Raw genomic sequence first — 20,135 nt, forward strand, 5'->3', positions numbered from 1 at the left:
GGGGGTCCTCACCGCCCGAACGAGTGCACCGTCGACGTCCGGTACGTCTGCCCCGGCCGCAGCACGGTCGACGGGAACGACGGCCTGTTCGGCGAGTTGGGGAAGTGCTGCGTCTCCAGGCACAGGGCGTCGCCCCGGCGGTACGGGGAGCCGCCGGGGCCGGTCTGGATCCCGTCGAGGAGGTTGCCCGAGTAGAACTGCAGACCGGGCTGGTCGGTGGCGATGCGCAGGACGCGCCCGCCGGAGGGCTCGCGCAGGGTGGCGACGTGCTCGGGGCGGCGGGTGAGGCCCTTGTCGAGGACCCAGTTGTGGTCGAAGCCCCGGGCGGTGACCACCTGCGGATGGGCGGCGCGGAGGTCCCGGCCGACGGGCTTGGCGCGCCGGAAGTCGAAGGGCGTGCCCGCGACCCCCGCCAGCTCGCCGGTCGGGATCAGACCCGCGTCGGTGGGGGTGTAGCGGGAGGCCGCGATCGACAGCTCGTGGTCCTCGATCGTGCCGCTGCCCTCGCCCGCCAGGTTCCAGTAGACGTGGCTGGTGAGGTTGACGACGGTGGGCCTGTCGGTGGTGGCCTCGTAGTCGATGCGCCAGTCGCCGCCCCGGGTGAGCGTGTACGTCGCCTTCGCCCTGAGCGTGCCCGGGTAGCCCATCTCGCCGTCGACGCTGGTGTGCCGCAGGACCAGGCCGACGTCGGAGCCCTCGGCGAACGGCTCGACGTGCCACACCCGGTGGTCGAAGCCCAGGGCGCCGCCGTGCAGGGAGTTCTCGCCGTCGTTGACGGAGAGCTGGTACCGCCTGCCGTCCAGGGTGAAGCGGCCCTCGGCGATGCGGTTGCCGTACCGCCCGATCAGGGCACCGAAGTACGGGCTGCGCGCCACGTAGTCGTCGAGGCCGTCGAAGCCCAGGCAGACGTTCGCGTAACGGCCCCGGCGGTCGGGGATCTCCAGGCGCTGCACGACGCCGCCGTAGGACAGCACCTTCATCCGGGTGCCGCCGTTCTCCAGCGACCAGCGGTGCACCCGCGTCCCGTCGGCGAGCCTGCCGAAGAGTTCCCCCACCGGCTTCCCGCCTCCCGTGGCGTGTGCCGGGAATGAGGCGGGGCCCCGCCCCGGCCGGCGGGGCCCCGGGGCCGTCACGAACCGACCCTGCGCTTGTTCCACACGTCGAACCCGACCGCCGCCAGTAGTACCGCTCCCTTGATGACCTGCTGCCAGTCGGTGCCGATGCCGACGAGGTTCATGCCGTTGTTCAGCACACCCAGGACCAGACCGCCGATGATCGCGCCGAGCACCGTGCCGACACCGCCGCTCATCGACGCGCCGCCGATGAACGAGGCGGCGATGGCCTCCAGTTCGAAGTTGAGGCCCGCCTTGGGCGAGGCCGCGTTGAACCGGGCGGCGAAGACCAGACCGGCCAGCGCCGCGAGCATGCCCATGTTCAGGAAGACCAGGAAGGTGACCTTCTTGTCCTTCACACCCGACAGCTTGGCCGCGGGCAGGTTGCCGCCGATGGCGTAGATGTGGCGGCCGATGATCGCGTTGCGCATCAGATAGCCGAAGCCGACGACCAGCACGCCCAGGATGAGCAGCACGATCGGGGCGCCCTTGTAGCTGGCCAGCAGCAGCGTGACCACGAGGACGGCGGCCACCAGCGCGACCAGCTTCAGCAGGAACAGCCTGACGGGCGGCACGTCGAGGGAGAACTCCCGCTGCCGCCTGCGGTCGCGGACCTCCTGGTACACCACGAAGGCGATCAGGACGAAGCCGAGCAGCAGGGTGAGGTTGTGGTAGTTGGTGTGCGGGCCGACCTCGGGCAGGAAGCCGTTGGCGATCTTCTGCAGGTCCTTCGGGAACGGGCCGAGGGTCTGCCCCTTGAGGAAGATCTCCGTCAGACCGCGGAAGAGCAGCATGCCCGCCAGGGTCACGATGAACGACGGTATGCCGAGATAGGCGATGAAGAACCCCTGCACGGATCCCGCGACGGCACCGATGGCCAGGCACAGCACCACCGCGACCGGCCAGGCGATGTCGTGCTCGACCATCAGCACCGCGGCCATCGCGCCGATGAACGCGGTCAGCGAGCCGACCGACAGATCGATGTGGCCCGCGATGATGACGAGCATCATGCCGATCGCGAGAATCAGGATGTAGCTGTTCTGCAGCACCAGGTTGGAGACGTTGCGCGGCAGCAGCAGGTCGCCGTCCGACCACACGGCGAACAGCACCACGATCAGACCGAGCGCGATCAGCATGCCGTACTGGCGCATGTTGCGGCGCAGGCCGTCCAGCATCAGCCGCAGCAGACCGCCGCCGGAGGCCGGTCCGCCCCTGCCCGGCGGCGCGGGGGCCGGGGTCTTCGCGGTCACGTCCGTGCTCATCGGGTTACCTCTTTGTCCTTGGTCATCTGACGCATCAGCGCTTCCTGCGAGGCCTCGGCCCGGGAGAACTCACCCGTCAGCCGGCCCGCGGCCATCGTGTAGATGCGGTCGCACATGCCGAGCAGCTCCGGCAGTTCGGAGGAGATGAAGACGACCGCCTTGCCCTGGGCGGCCAGTTGGTCGATGACCGTGTAGATCTCGTACTTGGCGCCCACGTCGATGCCGCGGGTGGGCTCGTCCAGGATCAGCACCTCGGGCCCCGCGAAGATCCACTTGCTGAGGACGACCTTCTGCTGGTTGCCGCCGGACAGCCTGCCCACCGGCTCGAACACGGTCGGCGCCTTGATGTTCATGGACTTGCGGAAGCCCTCGGCGACCTGCCGCTCCTCGTGCTCGTCGACGACACCCCGCCTGGAGACCTTGCCCAGCGCGGTCAGCGAGATGTTCCGGTTGATGGTGTCGATCAGATTGAGGCCGTAGTGCTTGCGGTCCTCGGTGACGTACGCGATGCCGTGCCGCACCGCCTCCGGCACGGACTTCGTACGGATCTCGGTGCCGTCCCTGAGCACCGTGCCGCCCGCGTGCCGGCCGTAGGTGCGGCCGAAGACGCTCATCGCCAGCTCGGTGCGGCCGGCGCCCATGAGCCCGGCGATACCGACGATCTCGCCGCGCCGCACCTCGATCGAGACGTCGTCGACGACCTTGCGCTGCTGGTCGATGGGGTGGTGCACGGTCCAGTTGCGGATCTCGAGGGCGGGCGCGGCGCCCTCCTGCGGATGGTGCGGGGTCCGCTCGGGGAAGCGGTGCTCCAGGTCGCGGCCGACCATCCCGCTGATGATCCGGTCCTCGGTCGTCTCCGCCGCCTTCACGTCGAGCGTCTCGATGGAACGCCCGTCGCGCAGGATGGTGACCGAGTCGGCGACGTGGCGGATCTCGTTCAGCTTGTGCGAGATGATGATCGAGGTCATGCCCTGATCCTTCAACTGAAGGATCAGGCCGAGGAGTTTGCCGCTGTCCTCGTCGTTGAGCGCCGCCGTCGGCTCGTCCAGAATGAGCAGCTTCACCTTCTTGGAGAGCGCTTTGGCGATCTCCACGAGCTGCTGCTTGCCCACGCCGATGTCGGCGACGCGGGTCTCCGGGTGCTCGTCCAGACCGACCCGGCGCAGCAGTTCGCCGGCGTGCTTCAGGGTGTCGTTCCAGTTGATGAGCCCGCGCCTGGCGTGCTCGTTGCCGAGGAAGATGTTCTCCGCGATCGACAGATACGGCACCAGCGCCAGCTCCTGGTGGATGATCACGATGCCGTGCTGCTCGCTCGCCCGGATGTCCTTGAACCGGCAGGTCTCGCCCTCGAAGAGGATGTCCCCCTCGTAGCTGCCGTGCGGATGGACACCGGAGAGGACCTTCATCAGGGTCGACTTGCCGGCGCCGTTCTCCCCGCAGATGGCGTGGACCTCGCCCTGGCGGACGGTCAGTGTGACGTCCGACAGCGCTTTGACACCGGGAAAGGTCTTGACGATCGAGCGCATTTCCAGGACGGGTCCCGCCATGGTCGTGCCTTCCAATCCTTGAGGTGTCCCGGTTACTTGAGGTCGTTCTCGGTGTAGTAACCGCCGTCGACGAGGACCTTCTTGTAGTTGGCCTTGTCGACGCTGACCGGCTGGAGCAGATAGGCGGGGACGACCTTGGCGCCGTTGTCGTAGGACTTGGTGTCGTTGGTCTCGGGCTTCTTGTCGTTCAGGACCGCGTCGACCATGTTCGAGGCGATCTCGGCGAGTTGGCGCAGGTCCTTGTAGACGGTCTGCGTCTGCTCGCCCGCGATGATCGACTTCACCGAGGCGACCTCGGCGTCCTGGCCCGTGACGACCGGCATCGGCTTGGCCTTGGAGCCGTAGCCGTCCGACTTCAGGGCGGAGAGGATGCCGATGGAGATGCCGTCGTACGGCGAGAGCACCGCGTCGATGTGGGAGCTGCGGTAGCTGGAGGTCAGCAGGTCGTCCATGCGCTTTTGCGCGGTGCCGCCGTCCCAGCGCAGGGTGGTGACCTGGTTGAGGGCGGTCTGCTTGGAGCGGACGACCAGCTCGCCCTTGTCGATGTAGGGCTTGAGGACGTTCATCGCGCCCTGGAAGAAGTACTTGGTGTTGTTGTCGTCGTTGGAGCCGGCGAACAGCTCGATGCTGAAGGGGCCCTTCTTGCCGTCCTTCAGACCGAGCCTGTCGACGATGTAGCCGCCCTGGAGTTCACCGACCTTCTCGTTGTCGAACGAGGCGTAGTAGTCGACGTTCTCCGTGCCGAGGATCAGCCGGTCGTAGGAGATGACCGGGATGTCGGCGTCCTTGGCCTGCTGGAGCACGTTGTTGAGGGACTTGTTGTCGATCGCGGCGACGATCAGGGCGTCAACGCCCTGCGTGATCATGTTCTCGATCTGCGAGACCTGCTGGTCCGGGTCGTCCTCGCCGTAGACGAGCCTGGTCTTGTAGCCCTTGCCCTTCAGTTCCTTCACGACGTTGGCGCCGTCGGCGATCCAGCGCTCGGAGGACTTGGTCGGCATCGCGATGCCGATGGTGGCCCCGTCCGAGCCCTTGTCCTCGCTGCCGCCCTCGCTGTTCTGGCCGCAGGCGGTCAGCGTGAGGGCGAGGGAGGCGGCGGAGGCAATGGCGGCGACTGCGGCTCTGCGGTTGCGCATGGTCATCATCCTTGATGTGGGTCAGGGCTCGGTCCGGTGGTGCCGGCAGGCGAAAGGCTGGGGGTGGGATCGACCGAGAGCAGGTGTGTGGGATTGTGCGCGGCTGTGTCTTCTTTTGTGAAGGGATTTTCCGGAACGTTATGACGAGATCTCGAACCGGTGGAGCGGGCCCGGCAACCGGGTGCCGAGCGGCGCCATGTCGCCGTCCGCGCCGTGCCGCGCGAGCAGATCCAGCGCGAGCCGGCCGCGCCGCACCCGCTCCTTGGCGGTGGCCAGCGTCAGTTCCCGCAGGTGGTGGCCGTAGGGATAGATCCCCGGCGCCTTGGAGAGGCCGAACTTGAGATACAGCGGGGCGCCGCGCCGGATCAGCTCGGCGACCTCGTACATCCGCACATAGCCCCCGAGGTCGTCGGGGGCCTCGATGTACATGTCCATGGGGGCGGCCGAAACCCGCCGTATTTCGGTCAGGTGATCCAGCGTCAGATCGCTGGGCACGTTGATGGAGTCGGCGCCGAGCCGCTCGTACACCGCGTACGAGGCCGGGTTGACCGGTCCGACGAGCGCCGACAGCTTGAGCGTGGTGCCGTCGGGCAGGATGCCGGCCGCCCGCGCCCGATGCAGCGTCCACAGCACGCCCTCGTCGGCGACGAGCAGGCACCTGACGCCCAACTCCGTGGCCCGGACGGCGTCTTCGACGCATCCGGCGACCGCGTCGTGCCCGCGTGCCCGCGCACCCGCGCCGCCCGAGTCGGTCCGGGTGGAGCCGCCGATGTCCCAGGTGCCGCGCGGGCCGGTGAACAGGCACAGCTCGATGCCGCGTTCGGCGGTGGCCTCGACCATCTCGGTGATCTCGGCGTCGGTCAGCATCCACACGCCGCTGCCCTGGCTGATCCGGTGGACCGGCACGTCCAGCCGCGAGGACTCCTTCAGTACGACCCCCAGCGCCTCCGGGCCCTCGCAGGAGGGGACCTCGGTGCGCCAGCGGCCACCGTCCGGGAAGGAGTGCGGCGAGGCGTCGGCGGGGTCGGGGGCGGGCACGGCCAGGCCGAGGGCGGTGAGCGCCTGCTCACCGGGCCTGCGTGCGGCGGCCTTGGCGGAAGCGTCGGTCACAAGCGTTCCTTAGATTCGATGTGCCGCGTCCGTGCGTCCTGGTCGGGACATCACGCTCGGTGCGTCACGTTCTGTGCGTCGTGTGCGTCGTGTGCGTCGTGTGCGTTGTGCTCGGTGCGTCGTGGTGCGGTGTGTTCGGGATGTCGGACGGGGTTCGCGGTTCGGCGTACGGGAGGCCGCGGGGCGTGTGTCAGGGGCGCAGCAGCACCTTGCCGACCTTCGGGTCGCCGGACCCCACCAGCTCGATGGCCTCGGCGAACCTGTCGAGCGGCAGCTCGTGCGTCACCAGCGGGCGCGGGTCGAGCAGGCCGGCCGCGAAGACCCGCACCGTGTGCGCCCAGGCCTCCGGCGGCGCCCCGAACACGGTGTGCACCTCCAGCTGCCGCACCACCAGGTCGGTGGGGTCCAGTCCGTCGGCGCCCGGCGCCGGGATGCCGGTCAGCACCAGCCGCCCGCCCCTGCGCGACAGCGCGGCCGCGGTGCGGGCGGCGTCGGCGGACCCGGCGGTCTCCACGACGACGTCGAAGTCGTCCGGGAGCGGCCTGTCCTTCGTGCGGAAGTCCGTGGCGCCGTACCGCCGCGCCAGCGCCTCCCGGTCCCCGCGGGTGCCGACGACCAGCAACTCGGCCGGGGAGGCGGCGCGCAGGAACTGCACGGCGAACATGCCGAGCGTGCCGGTGCCCACGACCGCGACGCGCTCCCCGGGGCGGGCGGCGGCCCTGAGCGCGGCGGCGGCGATGCAGGCGGCGGGTTCGAGCAGGGCGGCGGCGGTGAGGTCGGCGCCCTCGGGCAGGACGTGCAGGAGGCGGGCGGGCAGGGTCAGTGTCGGGGCCATGGCGCCCGGCCGGGTGAACCCCGTCTCCTCGTACCCGGCCGTGCACAGCGTCGTCTCGCCCGCGTGACAGCGGTCGCAGACCTGGCAGTTGCGGAACCCCTCGCCGACGACCCCGCGCCCGACCAGGCAGACGGGCACGCCGGCGCCGACCCGCGCCACGGTCCCGGACCACTCGTGGCCGGGGACGAGCGGATAACGCACGTACCCCTCGGGCCGGTTGCCCTGGTAGACCTCGCGGTCGCTGCCGCAGATCCCGGCGGCGTGCACCCGGACCAGTGCCTCGCCGGGGCCGGGCTCGCGCGGCTCGTGGGGCACGAGCCGGTGGACGCCCGGCGCCTCGATGACGACCGCGCCGCTCATGCCCCGCTCCCGGCCGGCCTGCGCCGCTCCCAGCCCTCGGCCCACAGGTCGAACCGGGCCTGCTGCTGCGGGAATTCGGCCGCCGCGTCGGTGTCCAGCTCCACGCCGAGACCCGGGGTGTCGCACAGGTGGAAGCAGCCGTCCTCCGGGTCCACCCGCGGGGCCCCCTTGACCACCTTCTTGATCTCCGCGTCGGCGAAGTCGTTGAAGTGCTCCAGGATCTTGAAGTTCGGGGAGGAGAAGCCGACTTGGAGGGAGGCGGCGGTCAGCACCGGGCCGCCCACGTTGTGCGGGGCGACCAGCGTGTAGTGGGTCTCGGCGGTGGCGGCGAGCTTGCGGGTCTCCCAGATGCCGCCGATGTGGCCTACGTCGGGCTGGACGATGTCCACCGACTGGTCCTCGAACAGCTCGCGGAACTCGATCCGGTCGTGGATGCGCTCACCGGTGGCGACCGGGATGTCGACCTTCTCGGCGACCTTCCGCAGTGCCTTGAGGTTCTCCGGCGGGACCGGCTCCTCCAGCCAGGCCGGCTTGAAGGGCGCGAGTTCGCGCGCGAGCCGCACGGCGGTGGAGGGCGAGAACCGGCCGTGCATCTCCAGCATCAGCTCGGTGTCGGGCCCGACGGCGTCCCGTACGGCCTCGATCAGCGACACGGCGTACCGGGTCTGGTCGTGGTCGAGTTCGAAGTGCCCGGTGCCGAAGGGGTCGATCTTCAGCGCCCGGTACCCGCGCTCGATCACGCCCTGCGCGGCCTTGTGATAGGCCTCCGGTGTCCGCTCCGTGGTGTACCAGCCGTTGGCGTACGCCTTCACCTTGTCGGTGACCCGGCCGCCGAGCAGTTGCCAGACCGGGACGCCGAGGGCCTTGCCCTTGATGTCCCAGCACGCCATCTCGACCACGGCTATCCCGGACATCACGATCTCGCCCGCGCGGCCGAAGTCGCCGTACTTCATGCGGCGGAACAGATCCTCGACAGCGAACGGGTCGGAACCGACAATGTGGTTGGCCTCGGCCTCCCTCAGATAGCCGAGGAGAGCGTCGGTGTGCCCCAGCATCCGGGTCTCGCCGACTCCGGTGATTCCCTCGTCGGTGTGCACCTGGACGTAGGTCAGGTTGCGCCATGGCGTCCCGACCACGTGTGTGCTGATTCCGGTGATGCGCACGGCGGTTGCCCTTCGCTGCGTTCGATATTTCGTCACTCGTTCGAAATGCTGGCGTGACAGTAAGGAGGGCGTGGTCGGGGTGTCAATGGGTCGGACACATAACGGTTTCGGCAGTTTCGACGGCGCGGGCGCGGCCGTCCGGAGCGGTTTCCCACACAACCTTCACAGGCGCCTCTAGGAACACGGCCGTTGCGGAACTTAACCTTCCCGCGTCATGGACTACTGCAACCCGTGCCGACGGCACCTCAACGGCGCTCTCGCCTGCCCGGGGTGCGGCATGCCCGTCGAACTCCACGCGTCCGGTGCGTCCCTGACGGAGGGTCAGGAAAGTCCGCAGCAGGCCGCCGACGAGGCGGACACGTCCGACGGGGCCCCCGACGACGACTTCGGGCCGGACGGCGCCGGGCCCGGCGCGGGGGCGAGCCGCCGTGACCGCAAGGCCGCCGCGCACCGCCGGCGCCGCCGCCGGACGCTGCTGATCGCCGCGGGCTTCGTGCTGGCCGCCGGCGGGCTGAGCCTCGCGGAACTCGGCACGGACGCCCCGGGTTCCCCCGTGAAGCCGGCGGCGGCCGGCGGCGAGACGACGGACGGCGGGGCGGGGCGGGAGGCGGGGGAGGCCTCGGCCGTACCGGGCGACGCGGCACCTGGGGCGAGCGCGGCCCCGGACAGCGCGTCCCCGGAGGCCTCCGCGTCCCGGTCCGCCGCCGCCTCCGCGCGTGCCTCCGCGTCGGCGTCGCGGTCCCCGGACGCGGAGGCGTCGAGCACGGCGGGCGAGAGCGGCGACCCGTCGGCGCCCCCGGCACCGGGGGCGGAGGCGACCCCGTCCGCGGATCCGCCGGACTCGCCCGAGCCGGACGACCCGGCCCCCGCCCCGAGTGCCACTCCCGGCCCGACGACGACCCCGGACCCCACCCCGACCGAGACGTGCGACCGGTTCCTGTGGTGGTGCACGTAGGCGCCCCCGTCCCCCTGCTACTGCTCCAGCATTCTCCGCAGCGCGTCCCGCAGGGCGAGCCGTTCCCCCTCCGACAGCCCCGCGAGCGGCTCCCGTGCGAACCGGAGCGACTCCCGCAGCCCCCGCGCCACCCGTCGCCCCTCCTCCGTCGCCGCCGCGACCTTCACCCGCCGGTCGCCGGGATCGGGCCGCCGCTCCACCAGTCCGCGCGCCTCCAGCCGGTCCACGATCCCGGTGACGTTCGACGGCTCGCACTTGAGCTTCTGCGCCAGCTTCCGCATCGGCAGCGGCTCCAGTGACAGCAGGCTGAGCAGCTTGGCCTGCGCCCCGGTCAGCGCGCGTTCCGCGGCGGCCTCCTCGTAGTCGGCGTGGAAGCGGGCCACGACCTCGCCGACCAGCTCGACGACTTCGAGGGTGAGTGCGTCGGGTCGGCGGGTGGTGTCGCGCGGTGTGGCCATGGAATCCAGGGTACCCATTTGTTTGACATCCTGAAATGTTCAGCCGCATGGTTGTTTCAGAGTGTGAAACAAACCAGAGTGTGAAACAAACCGAGGAAAGGTGCCCCCGTGTCCGAATCCCCCGCCCTGCCCGCCGTCAATCGCGAATGGCACCTGGTCGCCCGCCCGGTCGGCCGGCCCGAGCCCGAAGACTTCGCCCTCGTCGAGACGGAGGTACCCACCCCGGGCGAGGGGCAGGTGCTGGTGCGCAACCGCTACGTCTCCGTCGACCCCTACATGCGCGGCCGCATGAGCGCCGCCAAGTCCTACGCCGCCCCGTACGAGCTGGGCAGGCCCATGCAGGGCGGCGCGGTCGGCGAGGTCGTCGCCTCCCGCGCCGGGAACCTCGCCGTCGGCGACCACGTCCTGCACTTCTCCGGCTGGCGCGAGTACGCCGCCGTGGACGCGAAGGACGCCGTCAAGGTCGACCCGCAGGCGGCGCCGCTGTCGGCGTACCTCGGTGTGCTGGGCATGACGGGGCTGACCGCCTATGCCGGGCTGCTGCGGGTCGGCGCGTTCAAGGAGGGCGACGCCGTGTTCGTCTCCGGCGCGGCCGGTGCGGTCGGCAGCCAGGCGGGGCAGCTCGCGAGGCTCAAGGGCGCCTCACGGGTCATCGGCTCGGCCGGCTCGGACGAGAAGGTCGCGCTGCTCGTCGACGAGTACGGCTTCGACGCCGCCTTCAACTACAAGAACGGCCCGGTGAGCGAGCAGTTGCGCGCCGCCGCCCCCGACGGCGTCGACATCTACTTCGACAACGTGGGCGGCGAGCACCTGGAGGCCGCCATCGGCTCCCTCAACCTGCACGGCCGCATCCCCATCTGCGGCGCGATCTCCGTCTACAACAACACCGAGCCCGCGCCCGGCCCGAAGAACCTCGCCCGGCTGATCCAGACCCGCGGCCGCATCGAGGGCTTCCTGGTCGGCGACCACTACGACCTCCAGCCGAAGTTCGTCGAGGAGGTCGGCCCCTGGGTCCGCTCCGGCGAGCTGAAGTACCGCGAGACGGTCGTCGAGGGCATCGAGAACAACGTGGAGGCCTTCCTCGGCGTGCTGCGCGGCGACAACACCGGGAAGATGCTCGTCAAGCTCTGAGCTTCGCGCCGGCCCGGCGGCCCGGGGTCCGGGCGGCCGGGTTCCCGGGGTCCGCTACCCCGCCGACGCCGCCGCGTGCACCGCCGACACCAGCCGCTGGTTCTCCGGCGCCGCCCCGCCCGGATGGGCGAAACGGCGCCTGGTGTATCCGTACGCCAATCCGGCCGAGGGGTCCGCGAAGGCCTGGCTGCCGCCCGCGCCGCTGTGCCCGATCGTCCCGGCGCCCAGGCAGGGGTGCCAGATGTCCGCCGTCGCCTGGAAGCCCAGGCCGTACGACCGGTGCGACCGCGTCACCAGGTCGTAGCCCACCGAGTGGAACTGCCCGAACTCCGCCACCGTGTCCGGCTTCAGCAGCGGAGCCCTGCCCTCCAGCTCACTGATCGCCGCCGCGTACAGCCCGGCCAGTCCGCGCGCCGAGGCCACGCCGCCCACGGAGGCCGGGCCCCCGGCGCGGACGACCGGCTCGTTGGGCAGGGTCTCCAGATCGGTGGGGCGCGCCGTGTTGCGGTTGAGGGCGATGGCGGCGAGGGTGTGCGGCCCGTCCGCGAGCGGCGCGGGCGCCACCCGCTGCACCGGGGTGAGGACCGCCGGCAAAGTGGTGCGGAACCGGTGGTCGAGCGAGCCCGGCAGGCCCAGATGGAAGTCCAGGCGGTGCGGGGCGCGGACCCGCTCCTCGTAGACCTCCTTGAGGGTGCGGCCGGTGGCCCGGCGCACCACCTCGCCCACGAGGGCGCCGAGGACCAGCGCGTGGTACCCGAAGGCCGTGCCCGGACGCCAGTACGGACGCTGGTCGGCGAGACGCTCGGCGAGCACCCGGTCGTCGGCCAGTTCGGCGGTGCTGAAACCGCCGTCCGTGCCGATCACGCCCGCGCGGTGCGAGAGCAGCTCGCGCAGGGTCAGCGCGCCCTTGCCCTCCGCCGCGAACTCCGGCCAGTAGTAGGTCACCCTGCGGTCCAGCTCCAGGGTGCCCTCCTGCACCAGCAGGGCGGCCACCAGATGCGCGGCGCCCTTGGTGGCCGTGTGCACCCCGTACAGCGAGCCGGCGTCGGCGCCGTCGCCCGCCCACAGGTCGACGACTCTGCGCCCATGCACATAGGCACACAACTGACCTTCGTAGTCCGGGAGTTCACCGGCCACGACCGCCGTGAACTCCTCCCGTACCGCCTCGAAGCCGTCGGCGACGGTGCCGTGGATCTCCTGCGTCATCCGCTTCTCCTCACCAACTCGCCGGAACTTCCCGGGCCCTTCGCCGATCGGTACGGCAAGACGAGCGGGTTCGACTCAATCGCGGCGCGGGGGTGTCGGCGCCGGCCGGTAGAGTTCCGCCCATGCGCGATCTTGGGGCGGGATTCGGCCATCTCCTGAAGGGCCAGCGCTGGATGGCCCGGCACCGCAGAAGCTACGGTTTCGGGCTGGTCCCGGGCCTGGTCACACTGGTCCTGTACGTGGCCGCGCTGATCGCGCTGGCGCTGTGGGGCGCGGACTTCGTCGCCTGGGCGACCCCCTTCGCGGACGACTGGGCGAGCCCCTGGCCGGGCCTCTTCCGCGGCCTGCTCACCGCCGTCCTGTTCGCCCTCGCCCTGCTCCTGTCCGTGCTCACCTTCACCGCGGTCACCCTGCTGGTCGGAGGGTTCTTCTACGACCCCCTCTCCGAGCGGGTCGACCGCGACGTCTCCCCGGACGGCACCGCCCCCGAGTCCGACCTGTCGGTCCTGCGCGACCTGTGGGTCTCGGTGCGCGACAGCCTGCGGATCCTGGTCCGCGCCGCCGTCTGGGGCATGGCGCTCTTCGCCCTCGGCTTCATCCCGGTCGTCGGCCAGACGGCCGTCCCGGTGGCCGGCCTCCTCGTCACCGGCTTCTTCCTCGCCGAGGAGCTGACCGCCATCGCCCTCCTGCGCCGCGGGCTCGAACTGCGCGAGCGGCTGGCCCTGCTGCGCTCCCGCAAGACGCTGGTCTGGGGTTTCGGCACCCCGCTGGCCGCGGCCTTCCTGGTGCCGTTCGTCGCGGTGTTCCTGATGCCGGGCGCGGTCGCGGGCGCCACGCTCCTCGCCCGCGAACTGCTGGGCGAGGAGACCCACGACGGCGACGGCGACGGCGACGGCGACCGACCGGACGACCGGTCCGACGGCGGATCCGCCGACCCGGTGCTCAGTCCCGGTCCGCCACCGGCGCGCTGACCGCCACCGCCACGATCGCCCGCACCTGCGCCACGATGTCCAGCCGGTTGCGCACGAACCCGGGATCCGTGACCGTGCCGGTTCCCGGATCGGTGTTCCCCGCCCCGAACCGCAGCACCGGCGTGTGGACATGCCCGCCCGGCAGCGTCTCGTGCAGCCCGAGCCGGTCGCGCAGCAGGGTCACCCGGTAGGCGATCTCGTTGGAGAGGTAGTTGCCGCCGCCGCCCTCCCGGGCCGTCGAACCGGGCGTGGGCCCCTCGGGCCGTACGACCGGCCCGGTGCCGCCCGCCGGGATCTCGGTCACGCTCGTGTTGTCGTACACGGGGAAGGGGCCGGTGTCCGCGGCCGTGATCGCCCCGTACGGCAGCGTGGTCGTCGTCCACTGCGGCTGCGAGGCCGGGTCCGCCACCGGCACCGTCTCCGTCCGGGAGACGTTGTCGTTGTCCGGGAAGCCGCCCCGCCAGGCCCCGTTGGTCCGCTCCACGTCGAACCGCCCGACCCGGCCCTGACTCACGGTCGTGAACAGATCCACCCGCGGCAGATACGCCCGCAGCGCCGCCTCCACCGTCCCGTCCGCGAAGTCCTGCCAGCGCACCGGGAACACGGCGGTCTCCACCCGCGCCGGCCCGTCCGGCGTGTCGAGCACCGTGCCGTCCAGGGCGAGCGCGGCGGCGCCCGACGGGTTGGAGATCCGGACGTCGCTGTCCAGGGTGAAGGGGTCGAAGCCGGTCAGCAGCACCCGCTTCACGCCCCCGCCGTGCGGCAGACGGATGTCGCCCTGGCCGCGCGAGGTCCGCTCCAGTTCGTCCAGCAGCGCCGCCCGCTGCCCCTCGCCCAGCCCGAACCCGGGCTCCCAGGTGCGCAGTTCCCGGGTCATCCCCAGCCGTGCCCAGTACAGCGGCCGGTCGTCGTCCCGGCTGATGTCGCCGCGCGCGGGCCCGCGCCCCTGCGCCCGGTCCACCGCCCGCCGCCACAGCGCCGAGCCCTCGCGCGAGACGACCCGGCGCGCCTCGCGGTAGGAGTCCGCCCGCCCGAGCCCGCGCGCGAACGCCGGTGCCACCGCGGCGAATCCGGAGCGCCGCAGGATCTCCCGGGGCACGTCCCCGTCGAGCCGCCGCTCCTCCACGGTGGGCGCGGGGGCGGTGGCCGCCGGGGGTGCCGCCGTGGCCGTCGCCGGGGCGGCGGGCCCCGCCACCAGGGCCAGTGCGAGTATGCCGATCCGAACACGTAGGGGAGTCAAGGGAGTCCAGGTCCTTCCGTCGCCGTGGGGTGCGCTGCCGGACGGCGGCAGTATCGCGTGACGGAAGTGACCGGCGCCATGGTGCGTGGCCCGGGAGATCCCCGCCGCGGCGCCCGACGGCGCACCGCCTACCGCGCCGAGAAGCCGTACACCGTCTCCGAGCGGAACACCTCGCCCGGCCGCAGCACGGTGCTCGGGAAGTCCGGCCGGTTCGGCGAGTCGGGGAAGTGCTGCGTCTCCAGCGCGATGCCGTCGCCTGGCGCGAAGGGCTCGCCCAGGTGATCGGCGGTGTACAGCTGGAGTCCCGGCTCGGTCGTCGCCACCGTGAGCACCCGCCCCGACGCCGGGTCGTACAGCTCACCGACCTCCACGGCGGTGTCCGTGACACCCTTGTCCAGGACGAAGTTGTGGTCGTAGCCCGAACCGACCTTGCGCGCCCGCCGGAAGTCGAAGCGCGTGTCCGCCACCTCCGCCGGTTCGCCCACCGGGATCAGATCCGCGTCGACCGGCGTGATCCGCGAGGCCGCGAGCCGCAGCTCGTGCCCGCCCGCGTGCCCGGAGCCGCTCAGATTGAAGTAGCTGTGGTTCGTGAGGTTCAGCACGGTCGGCGCGTCCGTGACCGCCTCGTACGCGATCCGCAGCGCGCCCGGCTCCTCCAGCGTGTACGTCGCCGAGACCTCCAGCCGGCCCGGGAAACCCTCCTCGCCGTGCGGACTGACCCGGCTCAACCGGACGCCGTGCCCGACGGGCTCCGCCTCCCACACACGCTTGTCGAAGCCTCGCTCACCGCCGTGCAGCGAGTTCGGCCCGTTGTTCGGCGCCAACGCGTACGTCCGCCCGTCCAGCGGGAAACGGCCCCCCGCGATCCGGTTGGCGTACCGCCCGACCAGGGCGCCGAAGTACGGCTGCGGATGCCCCACGTAGCCGTCCAGGTCCGCGAACCCCAGCACCACCTCGGCCGCGTTCCCGTCCCGGTCCGGTACCCGAACCGACTGCACGATCCCGCCGTACGACAGGACCCGTACCCGCACGCCGGCCCGCTCCAGGGTCCAGCGGTGGACCGGCGTGCCGTCGGAAAGTGTGCCGAAGAGTTCGTTCATGTCCGGAACTCTAGGACACGCCCAGGTCAGGGCCGCTTCGCGGTGACCGCGCGGTAGGCGATCTCCGCCAGTCGGGCCTGGCCGTTCACACTCGGGTGGAACCAGTCCCAGCGGCTCAGCTGACCGGTGCCGAAGCGGAACGCGTGCACCGCGCCGTCGTCGGTGCGGCACCGCCGGTCCTTCGCGCAGACCTCCCGCAGCACCGTGTTGTAGTCGTCCACCCGGTCCCGCACGGTGTTGCGCCGCAGCACGGCCGCCGGGTCCAGCGCGTCCGCGTCGCTCAGCATCGACGGGCAGATGCCCAGCTTCCACACCTGCTTGCCCAGCGCGTTGGTGCGCCCCTGCGACCACAGCCGCTTCAGGTCCGGGATGCTCGCCACATACACCTGCGCCTTGGGCAGCTTCCCGCGCAGGGTCCTCATCGCCTGCTCGAACTGGGCCCGGAAGTCGGCCACCGGGGTCATCGCCGAGGTCGTCGCCCGGCAGGCGTCGTTCGCCCCGACCATCACCGCGAACAGCTCGGGGCGGTGCGCCGCCGCCCGCGACACCTGCCCGGTCAGATCCGCCATCCGGGCCCCGGTGACCGCGTAGTTCCAGCTCCGCTCGGCCGCCTTCGCCTTCCCCAGCAGCCGCACCGCGAGACTGTCGACCTCGGCGCTGCCGCCGGTCGCCCAGGAGACCTCGGGGCAGTCCGAGAGCACCGTGCAGGCGTCGAAGCCGCGCGTGATGGAATCGCCCACGGCGGCGACCGACTTCGGGCCGGTGTTCCAGACCGGGGCGGAGGCGGACCGCTTCGACGCCGAGCCGGACGGCTCGGGGGAGCCGCCGCCCGAGCCGTCGCAGCCGGCCGCGCCCAGCACGGCGGCGGTCAGGCCCGCGGCGAGCGCGGCCCGCGCACGGCGGCGACCGCGCCGCACCCCCCGGTCCCTCCCCTGCCCCATACCGGTCCCTCCCTCGCGCCGTGCCTCCAACGTCCTCAACCCATGACACCGCGCGAGGGTTCCCGAGGGCGACCGGGCGGCCCCTCACGCCCGTACAAGCGTCCTGCCGGGTGAATGCCGACAGTCTGTCGACACCCGGACCGACGGTACGTCACACTCCTTGCCCCGTCGCACGGTAGCCTCGCCATCAACGTGGCCCGCCCGGCCGCACCCGTTCCACCCCGTTCCGAGATGTCCCGCTCAGCCCGGAGGTTCCGGTGACGACCCGTGGAGTTCTGTACGTGCACTCCGCGCCGCGCGCGCTCTGCCCGCACGTCGAGTGGGCCATCGCCGGGGTGCTCGGCACGCGCGTAGGCCTGGACTGGATCCGGCAGCCCGCCGCGCCCGGCACCTGGCGCTCGGAGTTCTCCTGGCAGGGCCAGTCCGGCACCGCCTCCAAGCTCGCCTCCGCGCTGCGCGGCTGGCAACTGCTGCGCTTCGAGGTCACCGGGGAACCCTCCGCGGGCGCCGAGGGCGAGCGCTACAGCTGCACCCCCGACCTCGGCATCTTCCACGCCGTCACCGGCGTCCACGGCGACATCCTCATCCCGGAGGACCGGCTGCGCGCCGCCCTGGTCCGCTCCCGCAGCGGCGAGAGCGACCTGGAGTCCGACATCGCCAAGCTCCTCGGCAAGCCCTGGGACGACGAACTGGAACCCTTCCGCCACGCGGGCGAGGGCGCCCCGGTCCGCTGGCTGCACCAGGTGGTCTGAGCCGCCCGGCCCGCCGCCCCGGCTCGACGCGAAGGGCCCCCACCGGCCGGTGGGGGCCCTTCACCTGCGCACGAGCCTTGCTCAGACCGTCCGGAAGGCCAGGACGACATTGTGCCCGCCGAAGCCGAACGAGTCGTTCAGCGCGGCGATACGGCCCTCGACCGGCAGCTTCCGGGCCTCGCCGCGGACGATGTCCGCGTTGGCCTCGGGGTCGAGGTTCACGACGTTGATGGTCGGCGGCGCCACCCGGTGGTACAGGGCCAGCACGCTCGCGACGGACTCCACGCCGCCCGCGCCGCCGAGGAGGTGACCGGTCATCGACTTGGTGCCGGAGACCGCCATGTGGTCCACGTCGTCGCCGAAGACCTTGCGCAGCGCCTTCAGCTCGGCGATGTCACCGGCCGGCGTCGAGGTGGCGTGCGCGTTGACGTGCACGATCTCGGCCGGTTCCAGGTCGGTTCGGTCCAGCAGGTTCTGCAGGGCGCTGGAGATGCCGCGGCCCTCCGGCTCCGGCTGCACGATGTCGTGGCTGTCGGCGGAGATGCCCTGCCCGACCGCCTCCGCGTACACGCGGGCACCGCGCGCGGCGGCGTGCTCGGCGGACTCCAGGACGACCACACCGGCGCCCTCACCGAGGACGAAGCCGTCACGGCCCGTGTCGAAGGGGCGCGAGGCGCCCTGCGGGTCGTCGTTGTTCTTGGACATCGCCATCATGTTGCCGAACGCGGCGATGGGCAGCGGGTGGATCGCCGCCTCCGTGCCACCCGCGACGACAACGTCGGCGCGGCCGGTGCGGATCATCTCGATGGCGTAGCCGATGGCCTCGGCGCCCGACGCGCAGGCGGAGACCGGCGTGTGCACGCCCGCACGGGCGCCCACGGCCAGCCCCACGTTGGCCGAGGGGCCGTTCGGCATCAGCATGGGGACGGTGTGCGGGGAGACGCGGCGCACACCCTTCTCCTTGAGCACGTCGTACTGGTCGAGCAGCGTCGTCACGCCGCCGATGCCGGAGGCGATGACCGCACCGAGCCGGTCGGGGTCCACATGGGCCCCGTCGGCGCCCGGCGCGCTCTCGCCGGCCTTGCCGGAGTAGCCGGCGTCCTTCCAGGCCTCCTGGGCCGCGATCAGCGCGAACTGCGCCGAACGGTCCAGCCGGCGTGCCTGCGGCCGGGGGATGACCTCGGAGGGGTCGACGGCGGCCGGCGCGGCGATACGGACCGCCTGGTCGGCGGCCCACTCCTGCTCCAGGGGCTTGACGCCGGACCTGCCGGCGACCAGACCCTCCCAGGTCGAGGCTGCGTCGCCACCCAGCGGTGTGGTTGCGCCGATACCGGTGACGACCACGGTGCGATTGGTCGAGTTCACGGGAATTCTTTCTCCAACGGGATACGGATTCGTACGGCGCCACCGCCGGGTGGCGGGGCAGTCTGCCCCGATACTCGGGACTCGCCCGAGTATCGGCTGATCAGACCTGGTGGTCGAGGATGTACTTCGTCGCGTCGCCGACGGTCTTGAGGTTCTTGACGTCCTCGTCCGGGATCTTGACGTCGAAGCGCTCTTCGGCGGCGACGACGACCTCGACCATGGACAGCGAGTCGAACGTCCAGGTCGTCGGTGAAGGACTTGTCCAGCTGGACGTCCTCAACCGGGATGCCGGCGATCTCGTTCACGATCTCGGCGAGACCGGCGACGATCTCTTCCTGAGTGGCGGCCATGGTGGCGCTCCTTCGTTGTTGTCCAGAGGGTGTGGCGGTCCGCCGCGTCGGCGGCGGGTGTTGCTGCTCTCCGTTTCGGACCGGATGATCCGGCACGGAGTGCCTAGGGGAGGGTAACGACCGTCGCGGCGTAGACGAGACCCGCCCCGAAGCCGATGACGAGCGCGGTGTCGCCGCTCTTCGCGTTGCCGGTCGCCAGGAGCCGCTCCATCGCGAGCGGGATCGAGGCGGCCGAGGTGTTGCCGGTGGTGCGGATGTCACGGGCGACCGTGACGTGCTCCGGCAGCTTCAGCGTCTTCACCATCGAGTCGATGATCCGCACATTGGCCTGGTGCGGGATGAAGACATCCAGGTCGTCCGGGGTGATCCCGGCCGCGTCCAGCGCCTGCTGGGCGACCTTCGCCATCTCGAACACGGCCCAGCGGAACACCGCCTGGCCCTCCTGCGTGATCGCAGGAAACTTGACGTTGCCCTCGCCGTCGACGGGCAGCGTGGAGGTGTCGCCCCAGAACCGGTCCCAGGAGACCGTCTGCTTGATCGTCTCGGACTTGTCGCCCTCCGAACCCCACACCGTCGGGCCGATCGCCGGCTCCTGGGACGGGCCGACCACGACCGCGCCCGCGCCGTCGCCGAACAGGAACGCGGTGGCCCGGTCCTCCAGGTCGGTCAGGTCGGAGAGCCGCTCCACGCCGATGACAAGTGCGTACTCCGCCGAGCCCTCGACGATCATGCCCTTGGCCAGGGTCAGACCGTAGCCGAAGCCCGCACAGCCCGCCGAGATGTCGAAGGCCGCGGCCCTGTCCGTGCCCAGCCTGTCGGCGATCTCGGTGGCGATGGCCGGGGTCTGGCTGAAGTGCGACACGGTCGAGACGACCACGGCGCCGATCTGCGCGGCGTCGATACCGGCGTCGGCGATGGCCTTGCCGGACGCCTCGATCGACATCGCCGCGACCGTCTCCTCGGGCGACGCCCAGTGCCGCGTCTCGATGCCGGAGCGCGAGCGGATCCACTCGTCGGACGAGTCGATCTTCTCGAGGATCACCTCGTTCGGCACGACCCGGGTCGGACGGTAGCCGCCGACGCCGAGGATGCGCGCGTACGGGGCGCCCTTGCTGGGCTTGATCTTCGACATGCTCTCGCG

At 71.5% G+C, this 20,135-nt stretch carries 18 protein-coding genes and 1 pseudogene; 4 read left to right on the plus strand and 15 right to left on the minus strand.

What is annotated here, in order from left to right; all coding sequences use genetic code 11:
- Positions 1–8: 8 nt before the first annotated feature.
- From AC4IHM_RS22865 to AC4IHM_RS22895, 7 genes are all read right to left on the minus strand, one after another.
- Positions 9–1,133 (minus strand): aldose epimerase family protein, encoded by a 1,125-nt coding sequence (locus AC4IHM_RS22865; protein ID WP_490868872.1) that lies wholly within the window; start codon positions 1,131–1,133, stop codon positions 9–11.
- The gene (gene mmsB / locus AC4IHM_RS22870) at positions 1,130–2,374 is read right to left on the minus strand and encodes a multiple monosaccharide ABC transporter permease (protein WP_490868873.1); all 1,245 of its coding nucleotides are present in this window, start codon (positions 2,372–2,374) and stop codon (positions 1,130–1,132) included. Before mmsB ends, AC4IHM_RS22865 begins: the two co-directional genes overlap by 4 nt.
- Positions 2,371–3,921 (minus strand): multiple monosaccharide ABC transporter ATP-binding protein, encoded by a 1,551-nt coding sequence (gene mmsA / locus AC4IHM_RS22875; protein ID WP_490868874.1) that lies wholly within the window; start codon positions 3,919–3,921, stop codon positions 2,371–2,373. Before mmsA ends, mmsB begins: the two co-directional genes overlap by 4 nt.
- A gap of 32 nt (positions 3,922–3,953) precedes the next feature.
- A complete protein-coding gene (gene chvE, locus AC4IHM_RS22880; protein ID WP_490868875.1) occupies positions 3,954–5,057 on the minus strand; it encodes a multiple monosaccharide ABC transporter substrate-binding protein in 1,104 nt (367 codons plus the stop codon).
- A 138-nt stretch (positions 5,058–5,195) separates the two neighbouring features.
- Positions 5,196–6,167 carry a hypothetical protein gene (locus tag AC4IHM_RS22885; RefSeq protein ID WP_490868876.1) on the minus strand — a complete coding sequence of 324 codons (972 nt, stop codon included), beginning with the start codon at positions 6,165–6,167 and terminating at the stop codon, positions 5,196–5,198.
- 190 nt (positions 6,168–6,357) lie between these two features.
- Positions 6,358–7,362, minus strand: coding sequence for a zinc-dependent alcohol dehydrogenase (locus tag AC4IHM_RS22890; protein ID WP_490868877.1), 1,005 nt, complete (start codon positions 7,360–7,362; stop codon positions 6,358–6,360).
- On the minus strand, positions 7,359–8,525 hold the full coding sequence (locus AC4IHM_RS22895) for a mandelate racemase/muconate lactonizing enzyme family protein (RefSeq protein WP_490868878.1): 1,167 nt from the start codon (positions 8,523–8,525) through the stop codon (positions 7,359–7,361). The genes AC4IHM_RS22890 and AC4IHM_RS22895 overlap by 4 nt, the downstream gene beginning before the upstream one ends.
- 214 nt (positions 8,526–8,739) lie before the next feature.
- Here AC4IHM_RS22895 and AC4IHM_RS22900 point away from each other — a divergent pair, with 214 nt between their 5' ends.
- On the plus strand, positions 8,740–9,480 hold the full coding sequence (locus AC4IHM_RS22900; RefSeq protein WP_490868879.1) for an SCO2400 family protein: 741 nt from the start codon (positions 8,740–8,742) through the stop codon (positions 9,478–9,480).
- Positions 9,481–9,497: 17 nt separating this feature from the next.
- Here AC4IHM_RS22900 and AC4IHM_RS22905 read toward each other — a convergent pair whose 3' ends face one another.
- Positions 9,498–9,938, minus strand: a complete 441-nt coding sequence (locus AC4IHM_RS22905) for a MarR family winged helix-turn-helix transcriptional regulator (RefSeq protein WP_490868880.1) — start codon at positions 9,936–9,938, stop codon at positions 9,498–9,500.
- Between the two features lie 108 nt (positions 9,939–10,046).
- Here AC4IHM_RS22905 and AC4IHM_RS22910 point away from each other — a divergent pair, with 108 nt between their 5' ends.
- Positions 10,047–11,069 (plus strand): NADP-dependent oxidoreductase, encoded by a 1,023-nt coding sequence (locus tag AC4IHM_RS22910; RefSeq protein ID WP_490868881.1) that lies wholly within the window; start codon positions 10,047–10,049, stop codon positions 11,067–11,069.
- A gap of 54 nt (positions 11,070–11,123) precedes the next feature.
- On the opposite strand, the gene AC4IHM_RS22915 is transcribed toward AC4IHM_RS22910, so the two are convergent.
- Positions 11,124–12,275, minus strand: a complete 1,152-nt coding sequence (locus AC4IHM_RS22915) for a serine hydrolase domain-containing protein (protein WP_490868882.1) — start codon at positions 12,273–12,275, stop codon at positions 11,124–11,126.
- Between the two features lie 122 nt (positions 12,276–12,397).
- On the opposite strand from AC4IHM_RS22915, the gene AC4IHM_RS22920 reads away from it, so the two are divergent.
- Positions 12,398–13,246, plus strand: a complete 849-nt coding sequence (locus AC4IHM_RS22920; RefSeq protein ID WP_490868883.1) for an EI24 domain-containing protein — start codon at positions 12,398–12,400, stop codon at positions 13,244–13,246.
- On the opposite strand, the gene AC4IHM_RS22925 is transcribed toward AC4IHM_RS22920, so the two are convergent.
- From AC4IHM_RS22925 to AC4IHM_RS22935, 3 genes are all read right to left on the minus strand, one after another.
- Positions 13,218–14,486 carry a pyroglutamyl-peptidase I gene (locus AC4IHM_RS22925; protein ID WP_490868884.1) on the minus strand — a complete coding sequence of 423 codons (1,269 nt, stop codon included), beginning with the start codon at positions 14,484–14,486 and terminating at the stop codon, positions 13,218–13,220. The two genes, AC4IHM_RS22920 and AC4IHM_RS22925, sit on opposite strands and share 29 nt — an antisense overlap.
- 128 nt (positions 14,487–14,614) lie before the next feature.
- On the minus strand, positions 14,615–15,586 hold the full coding sequence (locus AC4IHM_RS22930) for an aldose epimerase family protein (RefSeq protein WP_490868885.1): 972 nt from the start codon (positions 15,584–15,586) through the stop codon (positions 14,615–14,617).
- A 26-nt stretch (positions 15,587–15,612) separates the two neighbouring features.
- Positions 15,613–16,527 (minus strand): SGNH/GDSL hydrolase family protein, encoded by a 915-nt coding sequence (locus AC4IHM_RS22935; protein WP_490868886.1) that lies wholly within the window; start codon positions 16,525–16,527, stop codon positions 15,613–15,615.
- Between the two features lie 257 nt (positions 16,528–16,784).
- Between AC4IHM_RS22935 and AC4IHM_RS22940 the strand changes: the two genes are divergently transcribed.
- Positions 16,785–17,279: a DUF3145 domain-containing protein gene (locus tag AC4IHM_RS22940; protein WP_490868887.1), complete on the plus strand. Its 495-nt coding sequence runs from the start codon at positions 16,785–16,787 to the stop codon at positions 17,277–17,279.
- An 81-nt stretch (positions 17,280–17,360) separates the two neighbouring features.
- Here the strand turns inward: AC4IHM_RS22940 and AC4IHM_RS22945 are convergent, their stop codons facing one another.
- From AC4IHM_RS22945 to AC4IHM_RS22955, 3 genes and pseudogenes are all read right to left on the minus strand, one after another.
- Positions 17,361–18,644, minus strand: a complete 1,284-nt coding sequence (locus tag AC4IHM_RS22945) for a beta-ketoacyl-[acyl-carrier-protein] synthase family protein (protein ID WP_490868888.1) — start codon at positions 18,642–18,644, stop codon at positions 17,361–17,363.
- Positions 18,645–18,744: 100 nt separating this feature from the next.
- A pseudogene (locus tag AC4IHM_RS22950) lies at positions 18,745–18,994 on the minus strand (acyl carrier protein).
- A 103-nt stretch (positions 18,995–19,097) separates the two neighbouring features.
- A complete protein-coding gene (locus AC4IHM_RS22955; RefSeq protein WP_490868889.1) occupies positions 19,098–20,126 on the minus strand; it encodes a ketoacyl-ACP synthase III in 1,029 nt (342 codons plus the stop codon).
- Positions 20,127–20,135: the final 9 nt, after the last annotated feature.

It is taken from the genome of Streptomyces sp. SL06 (assembly GCF_058244745.1).